The organism is Pedobacter sp. UBA4863, assembly GCF_002399615.1.
Taxonomy (GTDB): Bacteria; Bacteroidota; Bacteroidia; order Sphingobacteriales; family Sphingobacteriaceae; genus Pedobacter.
In genome coordinates, this window is the sequence record NZ_DHDZ01000046.1 from 144,876 (window position 1) to 167,646 (window position 22,771).

21 protein-coding genes are annotated in these 22,771 nt (G+C 36.4%); 9 read left to right on the forward strand and 12 right to left on the reverse strand.

From position 1 onward, the window contains the following. Positions 1-305 precede the first annotated feature (305 nt). The 6 genes from sucC to B3I52_RS12640 all read right to left on the reverse strand — a co-directional run bounded on the left by sucC (position 306) and on the right by B3I52_RS12640 (position 5,389). On the reverse strand, positions 306-1,496 hold the full coding sequence (gene sucC / locus B3I52_RS12615; protein WP_293301772.1) for an ADP-forming succinate--CoA ligase subunit beta: 1,191 nt from the start codon (positions 1,494-1,496) through the stop codon (positions 306-308). Between the two features lie 450 nt (positions 1,497-1,946). Beyond that, entirely contained in the window at positions 1,947-3,611 is a 1,665-nt protein-coding gene (locus tag B3I52_RS12620) for a DUF4173 domain-containing protein (protein WP_293301774.1), read from the reverse strand. A gap of 4 nt (positions 3,612-3,615) precedes the next feature. Continuing rightward, a complete protein-coding gene (locus tag B3I52_RS12625; RefSeq protein WP_293301776.1) occupies positions 3,616-3,939 on the reverse strand; it encodes a hypothetical protein in 324 nt (107 codons plus the stop codon). A gap of 46 nt (positions 3,940-3,985) precedes the next feature. Continuing rightward, a complete protein-coding gene (locus B3I52_RS12630) occupies positions 3,986-4,297 on the reverse strand; it encodes a hypothetical protein (RefSeq protein WP_293301778.1) in 312 nt (103 codons plus the stop codon). Between the two features lie 62 nt (positions 4,298-4,359). Next, positions 4,360-4,656: a winged helix-turn-helix domain-containing protein gene (locus B3I52_RS12635; protein WP_293301779.1), complete on the reverse strand. Its 297-nt coding sequence runs from the start codon at positions 4,654-4,656 to the stop codon at positions 4,360-4,362. 106 nt (positions 4,657-4,762) lie between these two features. Further along, positions 4,763-5,389 (reverse strand): hypothetical protein, encoded by a 627-nt coding sequence (locus B3I52_RS12640; protein ID WP_293301781.1) that lies wholly within the window; start codon positions 5,387-5,389, stop codon positions 4,763-4,765. Between the two features lie 150 nt (positions 5,390-5,539). Here B3I52_RS12640 and B3I52_RS12645 point away from each other — a divergent pair, with 150 nt between their 5' ends. From B3I52_RS12645 to B3I52_RS12665, 5 genes are all read left to right on the forward strand, one after another. Beyond that, on the forward strand, positions 5,540-6,190 hold the full coding sequence (locus B3I52_RS12645) for an ABC transporter ATP-binding protein (protein WP_293301783.1): 651 nt from the start codon (positions 5,540-5,542) through the stop codon (positions 6,188-6,190). 101 nt (positions 6,191-6,291) lie between these two features. Continuing rightward, a complete protein-coding gene (locus B3I52_RS12650) occupies positions 6,292-6,762 on the forward strand; it encodes a hypothetical protein (protein ID WP_293301785.1) in 471 nt (156 codons plus the stop codon). Positions 6,763-6,787: 25 nt separating this feature from the next. Further along, on the forward strand, positions 6,788-7,393 hold the full coding sequence (locus tag B3I52_RS12655) for a haloacid dehalogenase (RefSeq protein WP_293301786.1): 606 nt from the start codon (positions 6,788-6,790) through the stop codon (positions 7,391-7,393). Positions 7,394-7,427: 34 nt separating this feature from the next. Further along, the gene (locus tag B3I52_RS12660; protein WP_293301787.1) at positions 7,428-9,092 is read left to right on the forward strand and encodes a S41 family peptidase; all 1,665 of its coding nucleotides are present in this window, start codon (positions 7,428-7,430) and stop codon (positions 9,090-9,092) included. 115 nt (positions 9,093-9,207) lie between these two features. Beyond that, positions 9,208-9,474, forward strand: coding sequence for a hypothetical protein (locus tag B3I52_RS12665; protein ID WP_293301789.1), 267 nt, complete (start codon positions 9,208-9,210; stop codon positions 9,472-9,474). Positions 9,475-9,513: 39 nt separating this feature from the next. Here the strand turns inward: B3I52_RS12665 and B3I52_RS12670 are convergent, their stop codons facing one another. Beyond that, entirely contained in the window at positions 9,514-10,449 is a 936-nt protein-coding gene (locus B3I52_RS12670; protein ID WP_293301790.1) for a M20/M25/M40 family metallo-hydrolase, read from the reverse strand. 125 nt (positions 10,450-10,574) lie between these two features. On the opposite strand from B3I52_RS12670, the gene B3I52_RS12675 reads away from it, so the two are divergent. After that, complete coding sequence (locus B3I52_RS12675) at positions 10,575-11,558, forward strand: potassium channel beta subunit family protein (RefSeq protein ID WP_293301792.1); 984 nt, start codon at positions 10,575-10,577, stop codon at positions 11,556-11,558. Between the two features lie 55 nt (positions 11,559-11,613). Here B3I52_RS12675 and B3I52_RS12680 read toward each other — a convergent pair whose 3' ends face one another. Then, complete coding sequence (locus B3I52_RS12680; protein ID WP_293301794.1) at positions 11,614-14,064, reverse strand: LamG-like jellyroll fold domain-containing protein; 2,451 nt, start codon at positions 14,062-14,064, stop codon at positions 11,614-11,616. 319 nt (positions 14,065-14,383) lie between these two features. Here B3I52_RS12680 and B3I52_RS12685 point away from each other — a divergent pair, with 319 nt between their 5' ends. Next, positions 14,384-17,269: a sensor histidine kinase gene (locus B3I52_RS12685; protein ID WP_293301796.1), complete on the forward strand. Its 2,886-nt coding sequence runs from the start codon at positions 14,384-14,386 to the stop codon at positions 17,267-17,269. 2 nt (positions 17,270-17,271) lie between these two features. Then, a complete protein-coding gene (locus tag B3I52_RS12690) occupies positions 17,272-18,021 on the forward strand; it encodes a LytR/AlgR family response regulator transcription factor (protein ID WP_293301798.1) in 750 nt (249 codons plus the stop codon). Between the two features lie 276 nt (positions 18,022-18,297). Here the strand turns inward: B3I52_RS12690 and B3I52_RS12695 are convergent, their stop codons facing one another. The 3 genes from B3I52_RS12695 to B3I52_RS12705 form a co-directional block, all read right to left on the reverse strand. Then, the gene (locus B3I52_RS12695) at positions 18,298-19,746 is read right to left on the reverse strand and encodes a glyceraldehyde-3-phosphate dehydrogenase (RefSeq protein WP_293301800.1); all 1,449 of its coding nucleotides are present in this window, start codon (positions 19,744-19,746) and stop codon (positions 18,298-18,300) included. Between the two features lie 128 nt (positions 19,747-19,874). Beyond that, the gene (locus B3I52_RS12700) at positions 19,875-20,735 is read right to left on the reverse strand and encodes a sigma-70 family RNA polymerase sigma factor (protein WP_055130013.1); all 861 of its coding nucleotides are present in this window, start codon (positions 20,733-20,735) and stop codon (positions 19,875-19,877) included. 421 nt (positions 20,736-21,156) lie between these two features. Continuing rightward, complete coding sequence (locus B3I52_RS12705) at positions 21,157-21,489, reverse strand: YegP family protein (RefSeq protein WP_293301802.1); 333 nt, start codon at positions 21,487-21,489, stop codon at positions 21,157-21,159. Between the two features lie 187 nt (positions 21,490-21,676). Here B3I52_RS12705 and B3I52_RS12710 point away from each other — a divergent pair, with 187 nt between their 5' ends. Then, positions 21,677-21,820 carry a hypothetical protein gene (locus B3I52_RS12710; protein WP_293301804.1) on the forward strand — a complete coding sequence of 48 codons (144 nt, stop codon included), beginning with the start codon at positions 21,677-21,679 and terminating at the stop codon, positions 21,818-21,820. Between the two features lie 55 nt (positions 21,821-21,875). Here B3I52_RS12710 and B3I52_RS12715 read toward each other — a convergent pair whose 3' ends face one another. Further along, entirely contained in the window at positions 21,876-22,511 is a 636-nt protein-coding gene (locus B3I52_RS12715; RefSeq protein WP_293301806.1) for a DUF6266 family protein, read from the reverse strand. Positions 22,512-22,771: the final 260 nt, after the last annotated feature.

Here is a 22,771-nt window from a genome sequence, read left to right on the forward strand (position 1 = left end):
TTTTTGTTGCGTCATTTCGACGAGGAACGAGGAAAAATCTCAAGTTAGAAGCTACGATCGAACAGATTTCTCTCTGCGTTCGAAATGACGGTGAACGGAATACAAAAAGATTGAAGCGAAAAGCGGGGGCTGATGTAAACGAAGAATTACTGGAATTGCTTTTCTAATTTTATAAAAAGACGGAAATATTCAAAAATCTCTCCGCTATGATCAAGATGACGACAAAAACAAAAAAAAGCCAGCTGATTACTCAACTGGCCTTCGAAAATATATCTTTCGGACTTTTCTGTCTGGAAACTTCCTGATTAAGCTAGTACTTCAGAAACTAAATCTGCAGCTTCTTTTAACAAGATAGCAGAGTAAACCTTCAAGCCAGACTCGTCAATTAATTTTTTAGCTTCTTCAGCATTTGTTCCTTGCAAACGAACAATAATTGGAACTCTAATGTCGCCAATTTCTTTGTAGGCATCAATTACACCCTGTGCAACTCTGTCGCAACGCACAATACCACCAAAAATGTTAATTAAGATTGCTTTTACGTTAGGGTCTTTCAAAATGATATTGAAACCAGCTTTCACTGTAGTAGCGTTAGCAGTTCCACCTACGTCTAAGAAGTTAGCAGGCTCGCCACCGGCTAATTTAATGATATCCATGGTAGCCATTGCCAAACCAGCACCATTTACCATACAGCCTACGTTACCATCTAATTTAACGTAGTTAAGGTTGCTTTCGCTAGCCTCAACATCTGTTGGGTCTTCTTCCAACTTATCACGCATTGCAGCGTACTCTGGATGACGGTATAAGGCATTCTCGTCTAAATCAACCTTCGCATCAACAGCAATAATTTTGTCATCGCTAGTTTTTAATACCGGGTTAATCTCGAACATGGCAGAATCTGTTTGATCGTAAGCTTTGTACAAAGCAGCAACAAATTTCACCATTTCTTTATGTGCAACACCAGTTAAGCCCAAGTTAAAAGCAATTTTACGAGCTTGAAAACCTTGCAAGCCAACTTTAGGGTCAATGGTTTCTTTAAAAATCAAGTGTGGGGTGTGTTCAGCAACTTCTTCAATGTCCATACCACCTTCGGTACTGTACATGATGATGTTTTTGCCAGCAGCACGATCTAAAAGAACGCTCATGTAGAACTCTTTAGTTTCTGATGGACCTGGGTAGTATACATCTTGGGCAACCAAGATTTTGTTTACTCTTTTACCTTCGGCACCAGTTTGAGGCGTAACCAACTGCATTCCCAAAATATCGGTAGCTCTTTGCTTTACTTCATCCAAATTTTTGGCCAACTTAACGCCGCCACCTTTTCCTCTACCTCCAGCGTGGATCTGTGCTTTAATCACAACCCAGTCAGAGTTAAAGTCAGTTTTCATTTGTTTAGCGGCTTCAACAGCTTGGTCAACTGTATCAGCAACAATGCCTTCTTGTATAGCAACGCCAAAACTCTTTAGAATTTGTTTACCTTGATATTCGTGGATATTCATTTCTTTAAAATTTGCCCAAATCTACAATTTCAAATCCTTTATGCCAATAGAAAAATCGAATTATGTGTAAAGAAGTCGCAATGTTGCTGAGATGTTATTGTTAAACTAATGGATTGTTGAATTTTTGTGATAAATATTTGCCTATTTTTTGAAAATGTTGGGAGGGTGGTTCTTGGCCAATGTAGTCCCGCTTTCGCTCATAGTCCTCGCTGCGCTTCACTTGCTGCGGGCTAATCCGCTCAATCGGGTTTTGTTAACAGAGGCACTGCATTAAAGCTCGTCAATCTTACTACGCAAACACAACCCGCTCTTCGTGAATTGTAATCGCGAAGTGGTAATTTATAACCCATACCTAAGTTAAATAGGTACATCCGATTGAAAATTCTAAGATAGTGCTTTCAGATTGCAAATATGTAAGAGCTTAAGAGCGTAGTTATTAGGACTTAAAATCTAATTTGTCTTCTTCAAATTCTCCACTGCTTTCCATTCCAAATAACTAAACGATAGCCAAGAAACACTTTTTTGTTGCTTTAAAAATCTATCAATTCTATTATCTAACTCTTGGTTAAAATAGTCTTTAGCCTGTTTAATGCGTTGCGCTTTAAGTTCTGCATCGCTCAGCTGTGGTTTTATCATCTCACTGTCTGCCAACTTAACAACACTATCAGCGGTTTCGGTTTTACCATAAGTCCGTTTATTACTTTCCGTTTCTATCACTACGTGCCTTAACAAAAAATCCCTGTTTTCGTTCAATATCGGTAAAGTTTTGTCCGATAAAGTCATTAAATGATCCACATCAATACCAATTTTATCTGCCTTAGCTAAATTGTAGCGAACTATAAAAACATCCCAATTAATAAAGCTCAAAACTATAATTAACAAGTACCAAACTTTTGCATTCAATCTGTATAAGTAGAACACCGTTTTTTGTTGGGCAACTTTAAGGTAAACTGTAACTAGGCCAACTAAACTCAACGTAGCAAAAACGGCTACGCCAATGCGTTTGTAGGTTAAGCCATGGTAAAAAATATAATCATAATCTCTATGAAAAACCGAAGCGACCAAAAAAGCATTTTGTGCTATCCAAATGTAGGCTAATAGCTTAATCCATTTGTTTTGTTTGTAGAAGTTGAGGTTGCCACTAAAAAAATATACGATAATGAGTATCGCAATTACGATGCTAAAAATTAAGGTGTTTGTTCCATCGTGAAGTGCTGCAGAAAAATTTTTGGTCGTAACCACATTGTTTAACCAAAGCGTATAAATATCAATACCATTTAATAACATTAACAGCAGGTTTAGCATAATAAAGCAAATAATGCCTACTGTATTTTCGGTTTTTAGCGCCAAGCTTTTTTGGGTCTGGTTGCCAGCTAAAAGTATCCTGAAATCTTGGAGAAACCATGAAGTTTTCTTATCGCTACGTTTTCTGGTGAGCTGGTCGTTTTCTTCAAGTTCTATTTCAGCTAACAATTTACTTTTTATGCCCACTATGAGGCCAGCCTTAATAAAAATTCCCCAGAGGATAAACAAGCATTTTGGTATGCTGATGTCGATAAATAAAAAATTGAATATTTGGGTTAAAAATTGAGCGATACTATCTGCAATGAGTTGAGTGTATTTTGCGAAAATTGGATTGGCAGTGCTGTACAAAGTGCAGAATATAATCACCATTAAAAGAGGTAAAACAATGTACTTGATTGGTTTTATTACCGGCTTGAAGTTAATCGTGCCAAGTTTAGTGGCTTGTAGTTTACTGAAAATGCCATAAGGCCCGCTAACCGCTTGCAATATACCTAATAGCATGGCCGTTACGGCAGATTTTAATAGTGGGAAATGAAGTGTGCCCAAGTAAATAAATAGTGTAATAAACCAAGTTATAGTGGCTAAGATCGAGTTGTTATAGCTAATGTAAATTGCTATGGACAAGTGGGGTAGGGCGGTATAAACTTTGTTTTTGTGAAAAGGAATACCCTTATCAGTAAGTGTTATAATAAATATAAATAAGGTATAGATTAATAAATTTATCCCTAAAAATTCTTTCCAAAAAAGGTACTGAAATATTAGCCCGCCTATAAAAATAAGTGGCAATCGGTAATCAATTTGTTGTTTCATGATGTTATAGATTTAGGTCGAATAATTGAGCAATCTGGACGGTTAGCCAACCGAATAGTACTGCAATAGGAATATTGATGAGTATTAATAAGAGGGCACGAAGTAGGTTGTTTTTGTGCTGCTTGGCACCAATTAAGTGCATTAATAGTATCAGCATAATAATGCCATTTATGGCTATGCAGGTTAGAACAAAGATGAGTCCTGTAACCAATGCCCACTGCTGGCGGGTAAGGGCAAAAAGCATGAAAATTAATGTTCCGCCAATCAACGAATATCGTGCACATTGCCTAGCAATGGTAATCATCAAGAGTTTATCTTTGTTTTTCATTAGTTAAGTCGCTTTGTATTTCAAAGTGTAAATTCAAAAAAAGGGATTAACTTCCCGCAAAAGGACTACCGAATATACCTACGGCAAGCTCTGCCCAGATAAGAAATAAGATAAATAGAATTATCGCACAAATTATAAACCTCCATTGGCTCGATTTAACTTTGCGAGTTACCAGTTCAATAGCTAAGCCTGTAATGGTTAGCAGGCTACCCATAATTACAAAATCAAATAGCTTCCAATCTACTTCGTTGGTAAATTGCATAGCTACTAAAGGGATAGCTAGTATTAGAGCGATCATAGCGAAAGTAATCATTAATCTTTGTTTGATCGATGTTTTGGGTGTTGTCATTGTTTCCATGATTTGATTATTTAAAGTTAATATAAAGTGCTTTGTGTTTCAAAGCTGCAGTGTAAAAAAAATTAAATTCCTTTAATCATCTTTTCTAGTGCATCTAAATGCCCTTTAAAAGATTGTTTGCCTAATTCGGTAATGGTATATGTGGTGTTAGTTTTACGTCCAATAAAAGTTTTATGTGTTTTAATATATTCTGCTTGTTCTAAGGTATTTAAGTGAGAGGCAAGGTTGCCATCTGTTAGTTCTAACAGTTGCTTCAGGTCGTTAAAACTTACCGAATCGTTTACCACTAGCACCGACATTACGCCCAGTCTAATCCTACTATCAAAAATCTTGTTCAGTGCCTGTATTGGGTTTTTCATTTAATCTCTAGTTTTTTGGATGTTTGGTTTTTTAGTTAATTAGAAAATTAACAACCAAAAATTATCACTTAAAACTTATTGTTTCTAACGTGTCACTTAAAAAAGGTTAATCCTTCTCATATTTAAAGTACATGATGCAGCCGTATAAAATGTGCAGCACACCAAAACCAAAGGCCCAAAAATACAATCCCAATCCAATATTAAACATGGCAATAATACCAAGTACAACTTCACAAATTCCTAAAAATCTAATGTCTGAATAGGTGTATTTACTAGCGTTGATAAGGGCTAGACCGTAAAAAATTAATGTACTTGGGGCAATTAAAGCAACCGCATTGCTATGATTAAGTAAAATAGCGATAACGAAAAATCCACCACAAATTAATGGAATGGCCAAGTTAACCAAAAGATTTCTGCTAGTTTTATCCCAAATAGGGAGTTTTTTCTTTTTACTTTGCCTGTAGGTGAAAAAAATACCGCCAAGTAAAGCTACAATTAACACTAAAATCCCAATTTTTAGTAATTCAAATTCAATATTAGAATCCGCATCTAAACCGTAGCCTAAATTGCCTGCCAAATAACTTTCAATTGCCCGATGGGCAAAATAAGTGCCTACTAATGCCGTTATTCCAGCAAAAACGCCAGAAAGACCACTTAACGAGATAAATCTCGATGAACGGTTCATGATATTCCTAATATCACTTAGGGCTGCTAATTGCTCTTTTTGGTTCATGTTAAAAGTACTTTGTTTTTCAAAGTTAGTAAAAGATTTTTGATTTACAAATTTTTTTGAAAAATATAAGGTCAGCTATTTTAAGATATAGACTCAACATTTCAGCCGTCCAATTTTTCAACCTTCCAACAATTAACCTACATTTGTACCATGTTACAAGCCAAAGGGATAAAAAAAGCATACGGAAATCTTCAAATATTAAAAGGGGTAGATTTTGAAGTAAACGAAGGAGAAATTGTAAGTATTATTGGTGCTTCGGGAGCTGGTAAAAGTACATTGCTCCACATTTTGGGAACCTTAGACCAACCCGATGCAGGCACTGTAACGTTAAAGGGGAAAGAGGTGAGCAAGTTGTCTGGAGAAAGTTTAAGTGTTTTTAGGAACCAAAATGTTGGGTTTATATTTCAATTTCATCATTTATTGCCCGAGTTTAATGCCTTAGAAAATATTTGTATTCCAGCCTTTATTGCAAAAAAGAGTAAAAAAGATGCCGAAAAAAGAGCATTTGAACTGTTGGATCTTTTTGGACTAAAAGAACGGGCTTTGCATAAACCAAACGAACTCTCTGGTGGCGAACAACAGCGTATTTCGGTGGCAAGAGCGTTAATCAACCATCCGGCTATTGTTTTGGCAGACGAGCCTTCTGGTAATTTAGATTCTGCCAATGCAGATGAACTTCATCAGTTATTCATCAATTTGCGTGATAATTTTAAACAGACTTTTGTTATCGTAACCCATAATAACGATTTAGCCAAAATTAGTGATAGGGTAGTAACCATGAAAGATGGAAATATTGTTTGATCGTAGAAATTAATCAGCTGCTTAATTGCATAAGATATTTGCGATTGACAATTCCCAATTAACCGATTAAATAAATCACCCATTAAACAATTATATAAAATTTGAAAATTCTAATTACAGGTGGTAAAACAGTAACTGCCCTAAAGTTGATAAAAGCATTTGAAGGTGCCGAAATTCTTTTGGGAGATTACGGTGATATGCCCAATATCAATACTAATTCTTCTACTTTTGTTGGGCTAGGAGAGTGGAATGCAACTATTTTGGCTCATAATTTATTAACTAAATGCTTAGATAACGGAGTTGATATTTTGTTGCCGATCTATGAAGCGGAAATAGCAGCTTTGTCTAAATCGTTAGTGCTATTTGATGAATTTGGTTTGAAAGTTTTATTGCCAGAAAATTCACAGCCCAGCCTAACAAAATTTAAAGATTGGTGCGTTTTTGATAAAGGCACAATAATTTATACTTCTACCAATAGTAACGTGGAGGCCGACAATAGCTTAAACGGAGCTTATTCTTTTGATGCTAAAACTGGGGAACTTGCATTAATTTCAATTGCCAATCCTTTGTAGAGTTTTCAACTTTTAACTTTTTTACATGTCATTTGAAAAATATTTATCAACTAAAAAAGCGCTTATTATTACCCTAGATGATGCGCTTTACCCCAAAAAAGATTATCTGTTACAGGTTTATTATCTATTTGCGGAGTTTATCGAATACACAGAACAAATTAATGCCAAGGCTGTCATCGATTTTATGAGCGAGTATTATACCGAAAAAGGTGAAGAGGAACTTTTTAATAAAACAGCCGCTAAGTTTAATATTCCAGATAAATACGAGCATAATTTTAATTTACTTTTCGAGACAGCCCGGTTACCGTTAAAGTTATTGCTATTTCAAAAGGTTTTAGAACTTCTGCAAGAAGTGGTGGTAAACAGAAAGCAACTGTTTATTCTGGCGGAAGGAAATCCGGCAGAAGCCCTCAATAAAATTAAGCAGATAGAATGGAACGGGTTAGAGAAATATCTGAAGTTGTATTTTACAGTAGAGTACAATAATGATGTGGACGAGACCATAGCTCACTTGCTAAAAGAACAGGGCTTTGGTAAAGAGGAAACAGTAGTGTTTTTATCTCCAAATCAATACGCGAATAGTGCAGTAGATTCGATGATAGAAAAAGTTTCTGTAACAGAAATTTTGTGAAAAATAATTCGTTAATTAGTGTTGATTATTAACTATGAAAATGAATAAAAAATATTTCTTGATATTATTTACAGTATCAGCTTTGGCTTTTGGATCTTGTAAAAAGAGTAAATCCACCCCACAACCTGTTGCAAGCAGAACAGAGTTGTCATTAGATTCTATTTTTCTTTATGCCAAACAAGTTTATTACTGGAATGACAAGTTGCCTACTTATGATGTTTTTAACCCACGTAAATATACTACTGGAAGTACAGATTTAGATAAATATGAAAATGAACTATTTGGAATTGCTGGTTATTCTTTAAACAAATACGATGTGTATAAAAATCAGGGTGTTTATCAGAACTGGCCAAAATATTCGACTATTTCAGATAAAACATTAGATAATCCTAATCCTACCGCAACTATTATAAAGAACGAAGCAATGGCGGTAGATTTATCGGGAAATGGTAATGATGTGGGGCTAAGGGTTGTTTCTTATTTGAATAAAGATGGCTCATATCTTCCCGTTATTACGGCTGTTTATGGAAATTCGCCTGCCGATAAGGCTGGCGTTAAAAGAGGTTGGCTTATTTCTAAAATTGGCAGTAAAGCTTATGGCGCAAACTACTCTAATGAAAAAGTAGAATTAAATGCTGCGCTTGCAGCGTCTAGTGTATCATTGGAATTGGTAAGCATTGCGGGTTTGGTGGCCAATCCCCCTGTTAAAATAACTAAAACGGTAACATTAAGTAAGGTGTCATACAAAAGCAGTCCTATTTATGCGAAAAAAATATTTACTGCCGGAGCAAAAAAAATAGGCTATCTTAATTTTGCCCGGTTTTCTGTATTGTCAAATCCCGATGGAAACGCACCATCAGATAATGATTTAGATCTTGTTTTTAACGAGTTTGTTGGTGCCGGTGTTACAGATTTGATAGTGGATTTGCGCTATAACGGGGGGGGATATGTGATGACAGCGGAGTATCTGATTAATTTAATCGCTCCTTCGTCTTTAACAGGAAAGATGATGTATGCCGAGTATTATAACAGTACCATGCAAAATAGAAATGCAACTATTATGAAAAATCAGCCAATTGTTAATGCCAGTGGCAAAATTGTATATCATAACGGAAAAATAGCAAATTATCATGATAATTCAGACTATTCTGTAGCTGGAAATACAAGCTATTTTAACAAGAAGGGAAGTTTAAACAATATTCAAAATATCGTTTTTCTGGTAACAGACAATACTGCTTCGGCCAGCGAATTGGTTATTAATTCGCTAAGACCATACTTAAATGTAAAACTGGTGGGTGAAACTACTTATGGTAAACCGATAGGTTTTTTTCCAGTTGTTATTGAAAATAGATACGAAGTGTATTTTTCGATGTTTGAATCGAAAAATGCAAATGGTATAGGAGGATATTATGACGGCATGAAACCAGATTATGATGAAAATTCTGGAAACTACCCTAATCTTTGGGATGATATAAGCCATGATTTTGGCGACCCGGAAGAGGCATATCTGGCGCAAGCTTTGGCTATTTTAGCTCCTGGAGTTAGCGTACAATCTTCTGGTTCGGGTAAGATATCAAAAGCTACTGTAATGGCTAAACCTACCAACATCTTAAATAATTCGAAAATTGTAGGTAAGCATAGAGCCGGAAAAGAAGATTTTGTAGGAATGATTGACCGACCAAAACAAAAAGATAAGTAAGCAAAAATTGTTTAAGTATGTAAAATTTTACAATTTATGGCACTAAAATTCTAGATGTTGTATTGCCATTCTTATTAAAATTTATTAAGCTTGTTTACACAAAAAAATAATGCTTATGATTGGCGAATTAATAGAGAAGGAGGAAATAAACGCACACGAATTTATACCTGCAGACGAACAGCTGTCGGAAGAGATGTTAGCTAAACTTTCTTATGCACAAAGGCTAGGGAACGAGTTTAAATCGAAGGCCTATATTGCCTTTAATACTAAACAAGGCATTAAGAAAGTGAGCACAACAGTTTGGTCTGTTACCGAAAAATATTTACAGCTAAAAAATAATGTTCATGTACCTATAAACTCAATAGTTGATATAGATTTCTAACAAAAAATCCCAACTTTTTAAAGTTGGGATTTTTTGTTTCTACTGTTTCTTCATTTGTAGGTTTTCCCTAAAAATACTTTGAATATCCCTTTGTTTATCGATATTTAAAATCACTTCTTGTATTACACTTACCGCATCGGTATAAAACGCTTGGTTAATGTTTTTAAACTCATCGGTTGCTTTATGGTAGTCTTTATGATCTTCTACGCCAAAATAGATGAATGGAATGTTTTTGGCATTAAATGCACCTTGGTCGCTTTGGTTAGTCCAGTCATCGTGCCCTAGCTTAGGGTCGTCGTGCCCTAGCAATAGTTTAATGTTTGGGTTGGTGGTAATGAGATATTTTTTTAATTGAGGGTATTTGAAAGTCCCTACGGCATATAACTCGCCTTTGTCGTTATGGCTAATCATATCCATGTTAATGTTCAGTTTTATTTTCTCTAAACCAACAGGCGGATTGGCAACAAATGCCTTGGCGCCCTGTAAGCCCATTTCTTCGGCGTCAAATAATGCAAAAATCAATGTGTTGTTAGGCTGGTGCTCTTTAAAGTATTTCGCAAAACTTAGTAATGCGGCAACGCCAGAAGCATTATCATCTGCACCGTTATAAACCTCGTTTTTAATAATGCCAATATGGTCGTAATGAGCCGATATTACGATTACGTCATCTGTTTTGCCTTTTACATGGGAGATAAGGTTAACGCCTTTGGTGATGCTGTTTCTGCCCTTAATCTCAAAGTTTTGCTCGTAAGCTCCCAGTGTGGGATGAGCTTCTACACCAATTTCTTTCAGTCTTTTTACGAGATAGGCTCTAGATAGTTCGCTTCCTTTTGTACCCGATTTACGACCTTCATATTCATCAGACGACAGTATCTCAACATCTTTTAATAATTGGTTGTTAGCCGTTTTTGCTTCCTTAACAGAGCCGCAACCTAGTTGCAATGCCAGAGGTATAATTAAAAATAATCTTTTCATCCAATTTTGTTTGAAAGTTTAAAGTTAAAAATATATAGGAATAAAGTTTTGTTTTTGTAAAATCTTAAGCCGTGATTTTTCCTTTGAGAATAACTAGCTAAATTGCTTCATAAAATTTTCATAAAATGGAATATAGAAGATTAGGAAAATCGGGTTTACAGGTAAGTGCCCTGTCGTTTGGTAGTTGGCTTACCTTTGGCAACCAAATTAGTGATAAAACCGCCGATGAATTGATGGGCGTAGCCTACGATGCTGGCGTGAATTTCTTCGATAATGCAGAAGGGTATGCCGAAGGGAAATCGGAAATTGTAATGGGAAACATTATCAAGCACCAAAAATGGGAACGCGAATCGTTTGTTATTTCTAGCAAGGTTTTTTTTGGCACCGAGAATAAAGGACCCAATAGGGTAGGTTTATCTCGTAAGCACGTAATTGAAGCTTGTAATGCTGCTTTGAAACGTTTACAGGTAGATTACCTGGATTTGTATTTCTGTCATCGCCCAGATAAAAACACGCCAATTGAAGAAACTGTATTTGCAATGAATACTTTGTTGCAGCAAGGTAAAATTCTATACTGGGGAACTTCAGAGTGGAGTGCGGCCGAAATAATGGAAGCTATAGCTGTGGCAAAACAATACAATTTAATTGGCCCTACAATGGAGCAGCCACAATACAATTTGTTTGAGCGTGAGAAATTAGAAAACGAATATTTGCACTTATTTAATAACCACGGCTTAGGCACTACCATTTGGTCGCCATTGGCTTCGGGAATTCTTTCTGGAAAATATACAAATAATGGCGTAGAAGGTACTCGTTTAGGGATGCAGGGCTTAGAGTGGCTGAAAGATAGAACTTTGGCAGCCGATAGGATGGAAAAAGCAACAGCCTTACAAGCTTTGGCTAATAAACTGGATGTTTCTTTGGCGAAATTGTCTATTGCTTGGTGCTTAAAAAATCCAAATGTGAGTACGGTAATTTTAGGGGCTTCTAAAGTGCCGCAATTGCAAGAGAACTTACAGGTGTTAGAGGTGCTACCAGTATTAACGGATGATGTAATGGAGAAAATAGAAGAAATTATAAAAACTAAGCCGAAATTGGCAGATTTTTAGATTCTGCTATAAAAAACAAAATCTCCCAGAATTTGTGGGAGATTTTGTTTTGAGACTAATGTTTAATTATTTTTTGGGTTGAATTTTCTTTTTCTCCTGTTAAATGCAATAAATACAGTCCTTTAGGATAGTTGTGTACGTTTAACGTGATGCCTTGTTGTAATTTACTGATGCTAATGCTTAACAAAACTTTACCATTCATATCGGTTAATTTAGCATTATGGTAACTGCCTGCGTTAAAAGTTATTTCTGCTTTGTCTGCTGTTGGGTTAGGGAATACCTTTACAGCATCTTTAATAGAGAAACTAACTGTTTTAACTCCCAAATCTGTCGTTTTTCCATCTAAATCTACCTGTAACAACTGGTAATAATTTGTGTTACCAGCCGGGCTGTTATCAACATATTGGTAGTTGGCTCCGTTAGCATCTTTAGCACCAATTTTGGCTACTTCATTAAACTCAACACCATCAGTACTTCTTTTAATAACGAAATGGCTATTGTTGGTTTCTGATGCTGTTTCCCAGTTTAGTAAGGCAGCATTATTTTGTGCCTTGGCGGTGAAAGAAACTAAATTAACAGGTAGTACACCGTTGTATAAATAGCCTACTTCTGTGGAACTTATTTCTCTGTTGTAAATTTTAAAATCGTCTATTGCACCCTGAAACCAATTTTCGCCATTGGCGCTCACCCCTAATAAAAAACTATTGTTATTGTTTACGGTATTCCAAGCTATTGCCTGCGAGCCTTTAAGCACACCGTTGTTATATATTTTTGCGGTTGTACCGTCGTAAGTGGCAACAATATGTGTCCAAGTGTTTAAAGGTGTGGGGTTTGCAACAGAATAATCGTTTGCATGGCCCAAAAATATGGTGTTGGTTGCAGATACCGATATGCCATTAGCTTGATTGTTAAAGGGAGTTCCATAAGCGAATACAAAATTTAGCACGCCGCCTGCAACGGCACTATATTCATCTAACTTTACCCAAAAAGAGAAAGACCTTGGGTTATTGCTATAAGGTAAATTTGGTATATTGGTAGTTGCAGTCGCATTCCGTTCAATGTGTATTGCGTTATCGCCAGGGTTGTTGGTTCTGCCGGCTACTAGGGTTACTGTTCCATTACCACCAAACATTATACTTGGGTTTATTTCTCCAGTAAAAGGGGCAGTGTTAAATTTAAATTCTTCTATTAGCCCGGCTGTAACCGGTCCGTTTACCTCTTCATCGGTTGTAAAACTTAAAATACTGCTTGCAACCGTACCTTCGCTGTTTGTTGCTTCAATTTGATAATAATAGGTGGTGTTGGACTGCAAACCGGAAACGGAAACGGTTTGTGAAGTTGGTGTTTCGCCTACGGCCGAAAAACCTGCTTTTTGACTGGTTAAGGCATTGTTTGCCAGTCCGTATTTTATAATGCTTGTGGTGCTTGCGTTATTAGCGGTTAAAGTGTACGATATATCGGCACCAAACACACCAGCCACTGCATTTATTGTGCTGCCAATAACAGGGGCAGTTGCAGCGCCTGCCGGCATAATTTTTCTAATTCGGTTGTTGTTATGGTCGGCAAGGTATAATATATTGGTACTTTTATCAATAGCCATACCTGTAATTGGGCCAAAGGCAGCTACCGAAACATCGCCATCTGTACTGCCCGAAACTCCCGTACCTGCATAATTGGTTACAACGCCGGCCGGGGTAATTTTTTTAATCCGGAAGTTAAAAGCATCGGCTATATATAAGTTTCCGCTGTTGTCTACCACAATAGCCTCAACGCCGTTAAAGCCTGTGGCCAGGGTGGTAACTACACCTGCGGGGGTAATTTTTCTTACCATTGTATTTTCGCCTACATATACATTGTTGGCGGCATCTATAGCAATTGATTTGGGGAAGGTAAATTTGGCGGCAATACCTGTGTCGTCTACATACCCGGGTGAACCGCCTGCCAAGGTTGTTACCACGCCTGCGGTAGTGATTTTTCTGATACGGTGGTTGTAGGTATCGGCTACATACAAAACCCCGTTAGCATCAGATGCTATGCCATAAGGTGTATTAAACTGAGCGGCAGTACCGGTTGCGTTTGTATTGCCGACTGTGCCACTTCCGGCAACGGTAGTTACCACACCTGCCGAGGTTATTTTTTTAATAACGTGATAGCTTGCATCGCATATAAAGGCATTGTTAAAACCATCTCTGGCTATGCCGCCAAGTGAGCCAAACCAGGCTGCGGCACCAGTGCCGTTAATGTTTCCGGTGTTGCCACTGCCGGCTCTTAATGCCGTTTGCTGGTTAGAATATATCATGCGCACCCTGTTGTTGCCGGCATCGGTTACTATAACTGCACCACCACCATCGTGTGCAATGCCGTAAGGATGGTAAAACTGGGCTGCTGCTCCTATGCCGTCGGCATAACCCTGTGTAGAGCCTGCATAGGTAGTTATGGTTTGTGCCTTCAAGTTTGTTGTAATGGCAAATAAACCGAATGATAAAAGAGTAAATAATTTTTTCATATACAATATGTTTTTAGTGAATAGATTTTGTTACGACAAACTTCAAGAAGCCGAAAACGAACTTGATAAGTTGCATAGATTTGGACTTTACTGAAAAGTTAATTTTACAACACAAATTTGTAATGTGTTTTACTCCTATTTCAGCTTAAGTTTACCAAATGGCGATATGGGTTAACGAAAATAGAAAACGAGAGATAATAGATAAAAAATGTAAAGTAGCATCACAAAGAAACCATATCAAGTGTTTCGTTAATGCTCAATGGGGTTTTGTTAACTGGAGTATTTCTATATTGTAGTAATAATTACTTTTGTTCAGCAAATGTATTTACCTAAAAACCTATTTACTGTATTACTTATTTTCCTTGGCCAATATGCTTTTGGCCAAGATCCCTATTATTATATCATAGATAAGTCTAAGGGATTGCCATCTAACAGTGTTTATGATATTTTTCAGGATAAAAAAGGATATATATGGTTTGCTACCGATGAAGGTTTGTGCCGGTATAATGGTACTACTTTTAAAACATATTTTTCTGATGAGCAAACATCGAGAGCTGGCTCGTGCATTGGCGAAGATAAATACGGTAGAATTTGGTACAGTAACTTTGATGGTTATTTGTACTATGTACAAAATGGAAAATTACGTGCCCTAAAAAATAAAAATCCGATAGGGTATTTTAAATATGGTATAACCGATGATTATCTGTATCAAATAACCAAGCAAGGCGTTGCTGTTTACGATTTGAAAACACTGAAACCATATTCGCATATCGCTATTAACGAAGTTCAGTTATCTTCTAGCGATATAGTTAAAAATAAATTTTACGTGCTTACCAGTGCTCTGTATGAAATTGAAGAAGGGGAAAAAACACGAAAAATAGCCTTGCCAACAGATTTTTACGAATACTTGGGGCATTCTATCATCTTACAGCCTTCTGCGCAGGGGATGTTGTTTTTATCAAAATTACTTGGTTTTAATTATCTGCTGCTACCAAATGGCAAATTTGTAAAACAGCAACGACCATCTCATCTCAGTTTTGTTCAAAATGTATCTTACACAGACAGTAATTTTTGGTTAGCTACGCCTAAAGGTGTTTTTCAAAATTTGCAAAATCAGAACTATCAACCATATTTTAAAGCATTCAATATTTCGGCTACGTTTAAAGATAATAGAGGTAATTATTGGTTTTCTACTTTAAACAGGGGCGTACTTTTAGTTCCAGATTTAAAAAATATGTTGTTAGAAATGCAGCCAAGACCAGTACGGATGAGCGCAGTTAAAAATGGCATTGTTACTTCTACCGAAGATGAACGTATTTATCGATTCAATTTAAACGACTACTCCAAAAAACTACTTTATAAAGGAGAAAGTAATCATGCTATTAACCAATTGTATGCCGACAGTTTGGGTAATCATATCATGTTTACATCTAATAGATTCATTTGGTTGGATGAAAACAATAAGGTTAAAAAACAAGTGCATGTAGCCGTAAAAGATGTAAAGAGGGTAGATGATAGTTACTTTAGTTTTGCGGCGAGTGGGTATTCTGGAATATTTAAAATAGGAAAAAGCAATAAAACCAGCGATTGGGATAGTTTGTTTTTGAGTGAGCAACCAAAATCGCCAGGTAATTTTACAGAAGTTGGATTGTTTAGAGAGATAAATGGAAAAGCTACGGTGTTTAACAGCTGTAACAAAACGCTATATTATGCTACCAATGTTGGGCTTTTTTATCGAACTCCACAATTGCAAGATGAAATAAAACACCAAAACAATAGTTTGTATTTTAAATTGCTCGAAAGTTATAAAACAAAAGTATACGGTTTGGCAACCAATGGTAGGGTCCATGTGATAGATAGTTTAAACAAGGTTTCGGAGTTGCGATTAAATATTAAGGATGATGCGTTACAAGCCAGTAAAATTAAGCTTATTGGGCAATCGCTTTACATAATGACTTTATCCGATATCTATGAATATGATTTAATTAAAGATGAAATTGTAAACCATACCAATTTGGGGCATGATTTCGAGATATCAGACATAGAAAGGTATCGTAATTATCTTGTTTTTGCTACTGCGAAAGGAATTTTGCTACAAAATAATAAGCCAAAGCAGATGAAGAATTATACTTCATTAGTACTAGAAGGTGTAATTATAAAAGACAGCGTTTTTGCTGTAAAAGAGCTGGAAAGCTTAAAATACTGGCAAAATAATATTGATATACGTTATTCATTATTAGCGTACACTCCAAATGAAAAGTATGCGGCTTTTTATAGCATAAATTACAATAAATGGCTGCCGCTAGATGAAAAATCGGGCAGCTTAAAGTTGAGTTCGCTTTCTCCTGGTAAATATAATGTAGGGTTTAAGCTAGTTACAGATAAAGAATATTTCCAAGAGGTTTCGTTTACAATTGCTAAGCCATTTTGGCTATCTAATTTGTTTTTGTTGCTAATGTTCGCGGTTTTATTGGGTGTTTTTTATGGAGTGTATAGATATAAAATTGCTCAAAAAGATAAGCAGAACCAAATGCAGTTGGCAAGAGTTAACCTAGAAAAGAACCTTAATCTTTCTAAATTGAAATCAATAAAATCGCAAATGAACCCTCATTTTTTTTATAACGCATTAAACACTATACAATCTTACATTTTAGCGAGCGATAAAAAACAAGCCGTAGGATATCTTTCTAAATTTTCTGCATTAACTCGAACTATTTTAGAGATGTCTGAAAATGAGTTTATTAATTTGAATGAGGAAATAAAAATGATCGGTTTTTACTTAGATATAGAAAAAGCAAGGTTTAACGAAGATTTCGATTATCAAATTATAACCAATGGTATAAATAAAGATGAGGAAATACGCATACCAAGTTTGTTGTTACAGCCTTATATCGAAAATGCCATAAAGCACGGTTTGTTACACAAAGAGGGGCAAAAAGAATTATCAATAATTTTTAATAAAACTGAAAATGTATTAAAAGTTGTGATTGATGATAATGGTATTGGTAGGCATAAGAGTGCCGAATTGAACAAGATAAAAAACAATAAACATCAGTCTTTCGCAACTGGAGCTATCCAAAACAGAGTCGATTTGTTAAACCAGGAACTGTCTTGTAAAATAAACATCGAATATCTTGATAAAGCAAGCGTTGCTGGAAATAGTTTAGGTACAAAGGTTACAATAGAAATTCCGTTAATAAATTAAGAATGACAACAGCAGTAATAATAGATGACGAGAGGAGGGCCAGAATTAGTTTATCGTTGCTCCTTCAAGAGTATTGTCCCAGTGTTACTTTGGTGACAGAATGCGAAAACTTGTCGCAAGGAGTGAAAGCAATAAGAAAATTTAAACCAGATATTGTACTGCTTGACATTGAGATGCCTGGACATAGCGGATTGGAACTTTTAGATTTTTTCGATGAGAACGAGGTGGATTTCAGCATTATATTCACTACTGCTTATAATGAATATGCACTAAGGGCATTTAAGTTTTCGGCTGTTGACTATCTTTTAAAGCCTATCGTGCCAGAAGAGCTGGTTGATGCAGTTAAACGGGTAGAGAAACAAAAGCAAAAAATACAAAATTATAACTTATTGAAGCAAAATGTGGCAAATGCTCATATTGACAAAATTGCAGTGCCGTCTGGTAGCTCCCTTATTTTTCTTGATATAAAACAGATTGTTTTCGTTAAAGGAGAGGGGGCGTATTCGGAAGTGAATATGCAAGATAAAACCAAGCTTATGGTAAGTCGAAATCTCAAGAATTTTGAAGATATTTTATGTCAAAACAGTAATTTCTTTCGAGGCCATAAATCTTACATTGTAAACTTAGACTATGTCAGTTCTTACAGTAAAACAGATGGTGGAAGTCTGTTTATGAAAGACAATATATCTATTCCGGTATCTCCAGAAAAAACACAGTTGATTTTGGAAAAGATACAGATGATAAAGAGGTGATGTAGCCACAGATACACAGATGATACTTTTCAATGAGGTTTGTATTTTAAATCTGTGCTATCTGTGGCTATTTAAATATTATGTTAACCCCTAGTGCATTAATTGATTTAGTTAGTTCTCCTCCTTCTTGCCCCCTCCAAAGGGGGCCACATGGTGTATAATTATACGATTTGCATATCCCCCTCTTGGAGGGGGCAGGGGGAGGATTTAAACTTCATGTACAAATATTTGTATATCAATTATTTATTGTTTTATTGATAATGCAAACGGGTTATGTTAATAATAAGTTAACCTTACTACGCCTGCAATTTTCTTGGCCAAACGAATTACCTGTCTGGTATAACCGTACTCATTATCGTACCAGGCGTACAATACCACCGATTTTCCATCTTTAGAAAGAATGGTTGCCGGGCCATCAATTATTGAAGCATGACTGTTGCCAATTAGATCGGTACTTACCAGTTCATTAGAAACAGAATATTCTAGTTGCTCAGAAAGGTCGCCAAAAAGTGAAGCCTGTTTTAATACGTTTTCAATAGCTTCCTTAGTAGTTTCGCTATTTAGAGAGAGGTTTAAAATAGCCAAAGAAACATTTGGTGTAGGTACACGAACAGCATTTCCTGTTAGTTTGCCTGCCAATAGCGGAAGTACTTTTGCTACGGCCTTATCGGCACCGGTTTCGGTAATTACCAGGTTTAATGCAGCCGAACGCCCTCTACGATATTTTTTATGGTAATTATCTAACAAGTTTTGATCGTTAGTATAAGAATGAACGGTTTCGATATGTCCCTTTTCGATGCCAAAATTATCTTCTATTGTTTTTAGTACAGGAATAATAGCATTGGTGGTACAAGATGCGTTAGAAAAAATAGCTTCTTCCTTAAAATCAAAATCTCCGTCATTAATTCCGGTAACAATATTTGGAATATCGCCCTTGGCCGGAGCCGTTAATAAAACCTTGCTTACGCCTTTAGCGCTCAAATGCCTGCTCAAGCCTTCACGGTCACGGTAAACACCGGTATTATCAATTACTAAAGCATCTTTTATGCCGTATTGGGTATAGTCTGCTTCTTCTGGGTTTTTAACTGCAATTAAATAAATGGTTTGGCCATTAATAATTAGCGCTTTGTTTTCGTGGTCTTCTACAATGGTGCCGTTAAAAGGCCCATGTATAGAATCTGTTCGTAATAGTTCGGCACGCTTGGTTAATTCTTCGTCGCTATAGCTACGGGTAACAATGGCCCGTAAACGTAATTGCTCGCCCTTTCCGGCCTGCACAATTAATTCCCTTGCAGCAATACGGCCAATACGTCCAAAGCCATACAGCACTACGTCTTTTGGTTTTAAATTGATTTTGTCTTTGCCAATATGCTTGCCCAATTTGCTGATAACGAAATCATGCATGCTAGCTTGCGTGTTGCTCTCGTCAAGCCATTCAGAGGCTAATCGGCCAATATCTATACGCGACGGTGCCAAGCTAGATTTTGCAATGGTGTTGGCCAATTCTAATGTTTCGTAAATAGAAATGTCTTTGCCGCTAATTTCTTTAGCGTATTGGTGGTAGGCTAAAATTTCGCTACTGCCCACATCAAACAAAGGCTTACGGAAAAGCACCAATTCAATAGACCTATCGAACCATAGGTGGCCTACGCATTTAATAAGCTCTAATGCTTTTTTCTCTTTTTCAATCCAGTTCTGAAACTCCGACTGATATTTATTAGACATACAACAAAATTATTTGGGTTAGAAATGCTGCAAAAGTAAAAAAGATTGGGTGTTTGCCCAATCTTTTTTGTTTTATTTTTATTTTAAAATATTGTTTTACAGTGTGTTGAAAATACACTAAGCGGTGGTTAGCCTAAATATGATTTCAAGATTTTACTTCTCGAAGTGTGACGTAAACGTTGTAGTGCCTTGTCTTTAATTTGGCGAACACGCTCGCGGGTCAAATTAAATTTTTCACCAATTTCTTCTAATGAAAGCGGATGATTGGTGCTTAAGCCAAAAAACAAAACAATGATTTCTCGTTCACGTTCTGTTAAAGTAGATAACGAACGTTTAATTTCTTCAGAAAGCGACTCGTTGATTAAGTTGCTGTCGGTGTTTGGCTCGTGGTTTTCCAATACATCCAATAATGTATTTTCTTCACCTTGAACAAACGGCGCATCCATAGATACGTGACGACCAGAATTACTTAAGGTATCAGAAATCTTATCAACCGTGGTTTCTAAAATATCTGCCAATTCTTCTGGCGAAGGTTCACGTTCGTATTCTTGCTCTAATTTAGAGAAAGCTTTGCTGATTTTACTTAACGAACCTACTTGGTTTAGCGGCAAACGTACAATACGGCTTTGCTCTGCAATAGCTTGTAAAATCGATTGACGAATCCACCATACGGCGTAAGAGATGAATTTAAAGCCTTTAGTTTCATCAAAACGTTTTGCTGCTTTAATCAAACCTAAGTTTCCTTCGTTAATTAAATCTCCGAGCGTTAAACCTTGATTTTGGTATTGTTTCGCCACCGAAACTACGAAACGCAAATTGGTTTTTGTTAATCTTTCAAGAGCGGCTTGGTCTCCTTCACGAATCTTACGAGCTAAAATTACTTCTTCTTCGGCTGTAATTAAATCCACTTTGCCAATCTCATGTAAATACTTGTCTAACGACTGACTTTCGCGATTGGTAATGGATTGGGTTATTTTGAGTTGTCTCATTTATACTATATTGATCCTCGTTTTGTTTTTCAGTGTTGCAAAAGTAGTGTTTTTTTATGCATTACCGAAAGATAAATTACTGAAAATGTTATGTTTTGTTGTGTGTTTTTGAACGATTTCTTTACAGCAAAAACCATTCCAAATAGAAGTTGGCAATAATCTGGTTTTGGGTTGGTGTTTTTACTTAAGTTGCTTATTTTAAATGTTTTGTTCTTGTTTTCAAAGGAGTTATGCCTAAATAAAATGCTTTATTTTTAGAGATGTCTTTTTTATGTCAGTTTATTTGGAGGTAAGCTATGGCAGGATAGGGAGTGGCTTAGTACATTGATACTGAAAGTGAGGCAAAATCAAGACAGTGTTTTGTTTTTAACCCCGTAGCACTTAGCTGAAAAATAAAGCCTACGAGGTATTAAATAATAGGTTATGTCGTTAAATCAGCAATAGTGGCATCGGGAGCATTTTTTTTAACCGATTCTATTCCGTTTTCCATGCTGGCAACACTTTCGTACATTTCGCTAGACCCTATAACTTGTCCGTTGCTGGCTTTTAAATTAAAATAAGGCTTACCATTGGATGATTCTAAGCGATCGTAGCGATTGTCGTCAATAGCATTTTTCTTTACAGATTCGATACCGTTTTCACAACCAGCTTTGGCGTTGTAGCCTTGGCTCGATAGAATCACTTGTCCGTTTCCTGCTTTCAGGTTAAACTGGTAATCGCCGTTTTTTCTAGTTGTAATTTCAAATTTTCCCATAATTATAAAAGATTAAACCCTAATTTATATGTTTTAACCAGTAGGAAAAAGTTTTTTAGAAATTTCAGAAGCTTAAATTTCAATATAGCTTTTACTTGTAGTTTAATAGTTATTGGTTATAAGACTGTTAAGTGTTGTTTTGTCGGTATCTAAAGTTGATGGCAGAAAGATGTTGGCTACTTATTAAATGAGTCGCAAAGAGCTTTTGATGTTTGTTGCACAAGAAAACGGCAAGATTTCGGTAAAAAGCAATTTAGGTGTAGGAAGTACGTTTACTTTTTCTTTAAACAGCTTGCAAGGTAATAGAGGTCATCACATCGGCTCTACATAGCAAATGCTATCCATGCAGTAAGTGAGCCGTGTTGAAAATAAAACGAACAATACCTTTAGATAATCACCACGCTACCTAAATACCTACTATTGCTTTTGGCAGAGCGGTCATTGGCAATAAATGCCAAATAAAGATGAAAAGTTTTTCCTTGATCTTCTTTTGCGAGTTTTAAGGTAGCGATGCCAGAATTTCTGGGCGACGCGGCCGCGTTGTAGCTCACTTTTTGGTTTTCAATGTCGTAAGCAACTAACATGCTTTGGTCATTGTAGGCCGCTGGCACTTCGGTGCTCCAAGTAAAAATAACCCTCTGGTCTTTACCCGCAACAGCACTGGCACTAAGCGGCAAGACTTGCGTACCAAAGCTTACCAAGGCCAGTGCCGGATTTATGAAAACCCCTTTGCCTTCCTCGTAAACCATTGCATTTTTTTGATTGTATGATTTAGCGGCCACAAAACCTTCGTAAGTGGGTTGATAGTCCTTGAAACCAATCCGCAAAAAATCGGTAAGTGGCGCCAACCAACGTTGTGATACCGAAAATTTTAAGCGATTAAGTAATTCTTTTGCACTGGGTTGGCTTGTTCGCTTTCGTGGTGTGCTACGAATAACCTGTTGCCCGTTAAGATGATAGCCTACTACGTTGCCAATCTTTCCTTTAAAACTGCCATTAATTCCATTTTTGCCAATAGCCATAACAATAATTTTTTACAAGCTACAAAAACATATTTAGTTGATATTTAAGTTAAATATAACAATAATTTTAAAAGAAGATAATAGGAAGATTATACGGATATAAGCCTGTTGTTTTCCTATAACTGCCCTGTAATGTCCCTGTTATATCCCTGTTAAAATAAAACTAGGGAACTGTTTAAAAATGATATTAACCCGTAGTGCATTATTGCTTTAATTAGTTATCCTCTCCCTTACCCCTCCAAAGGGGGACACATGGCGTA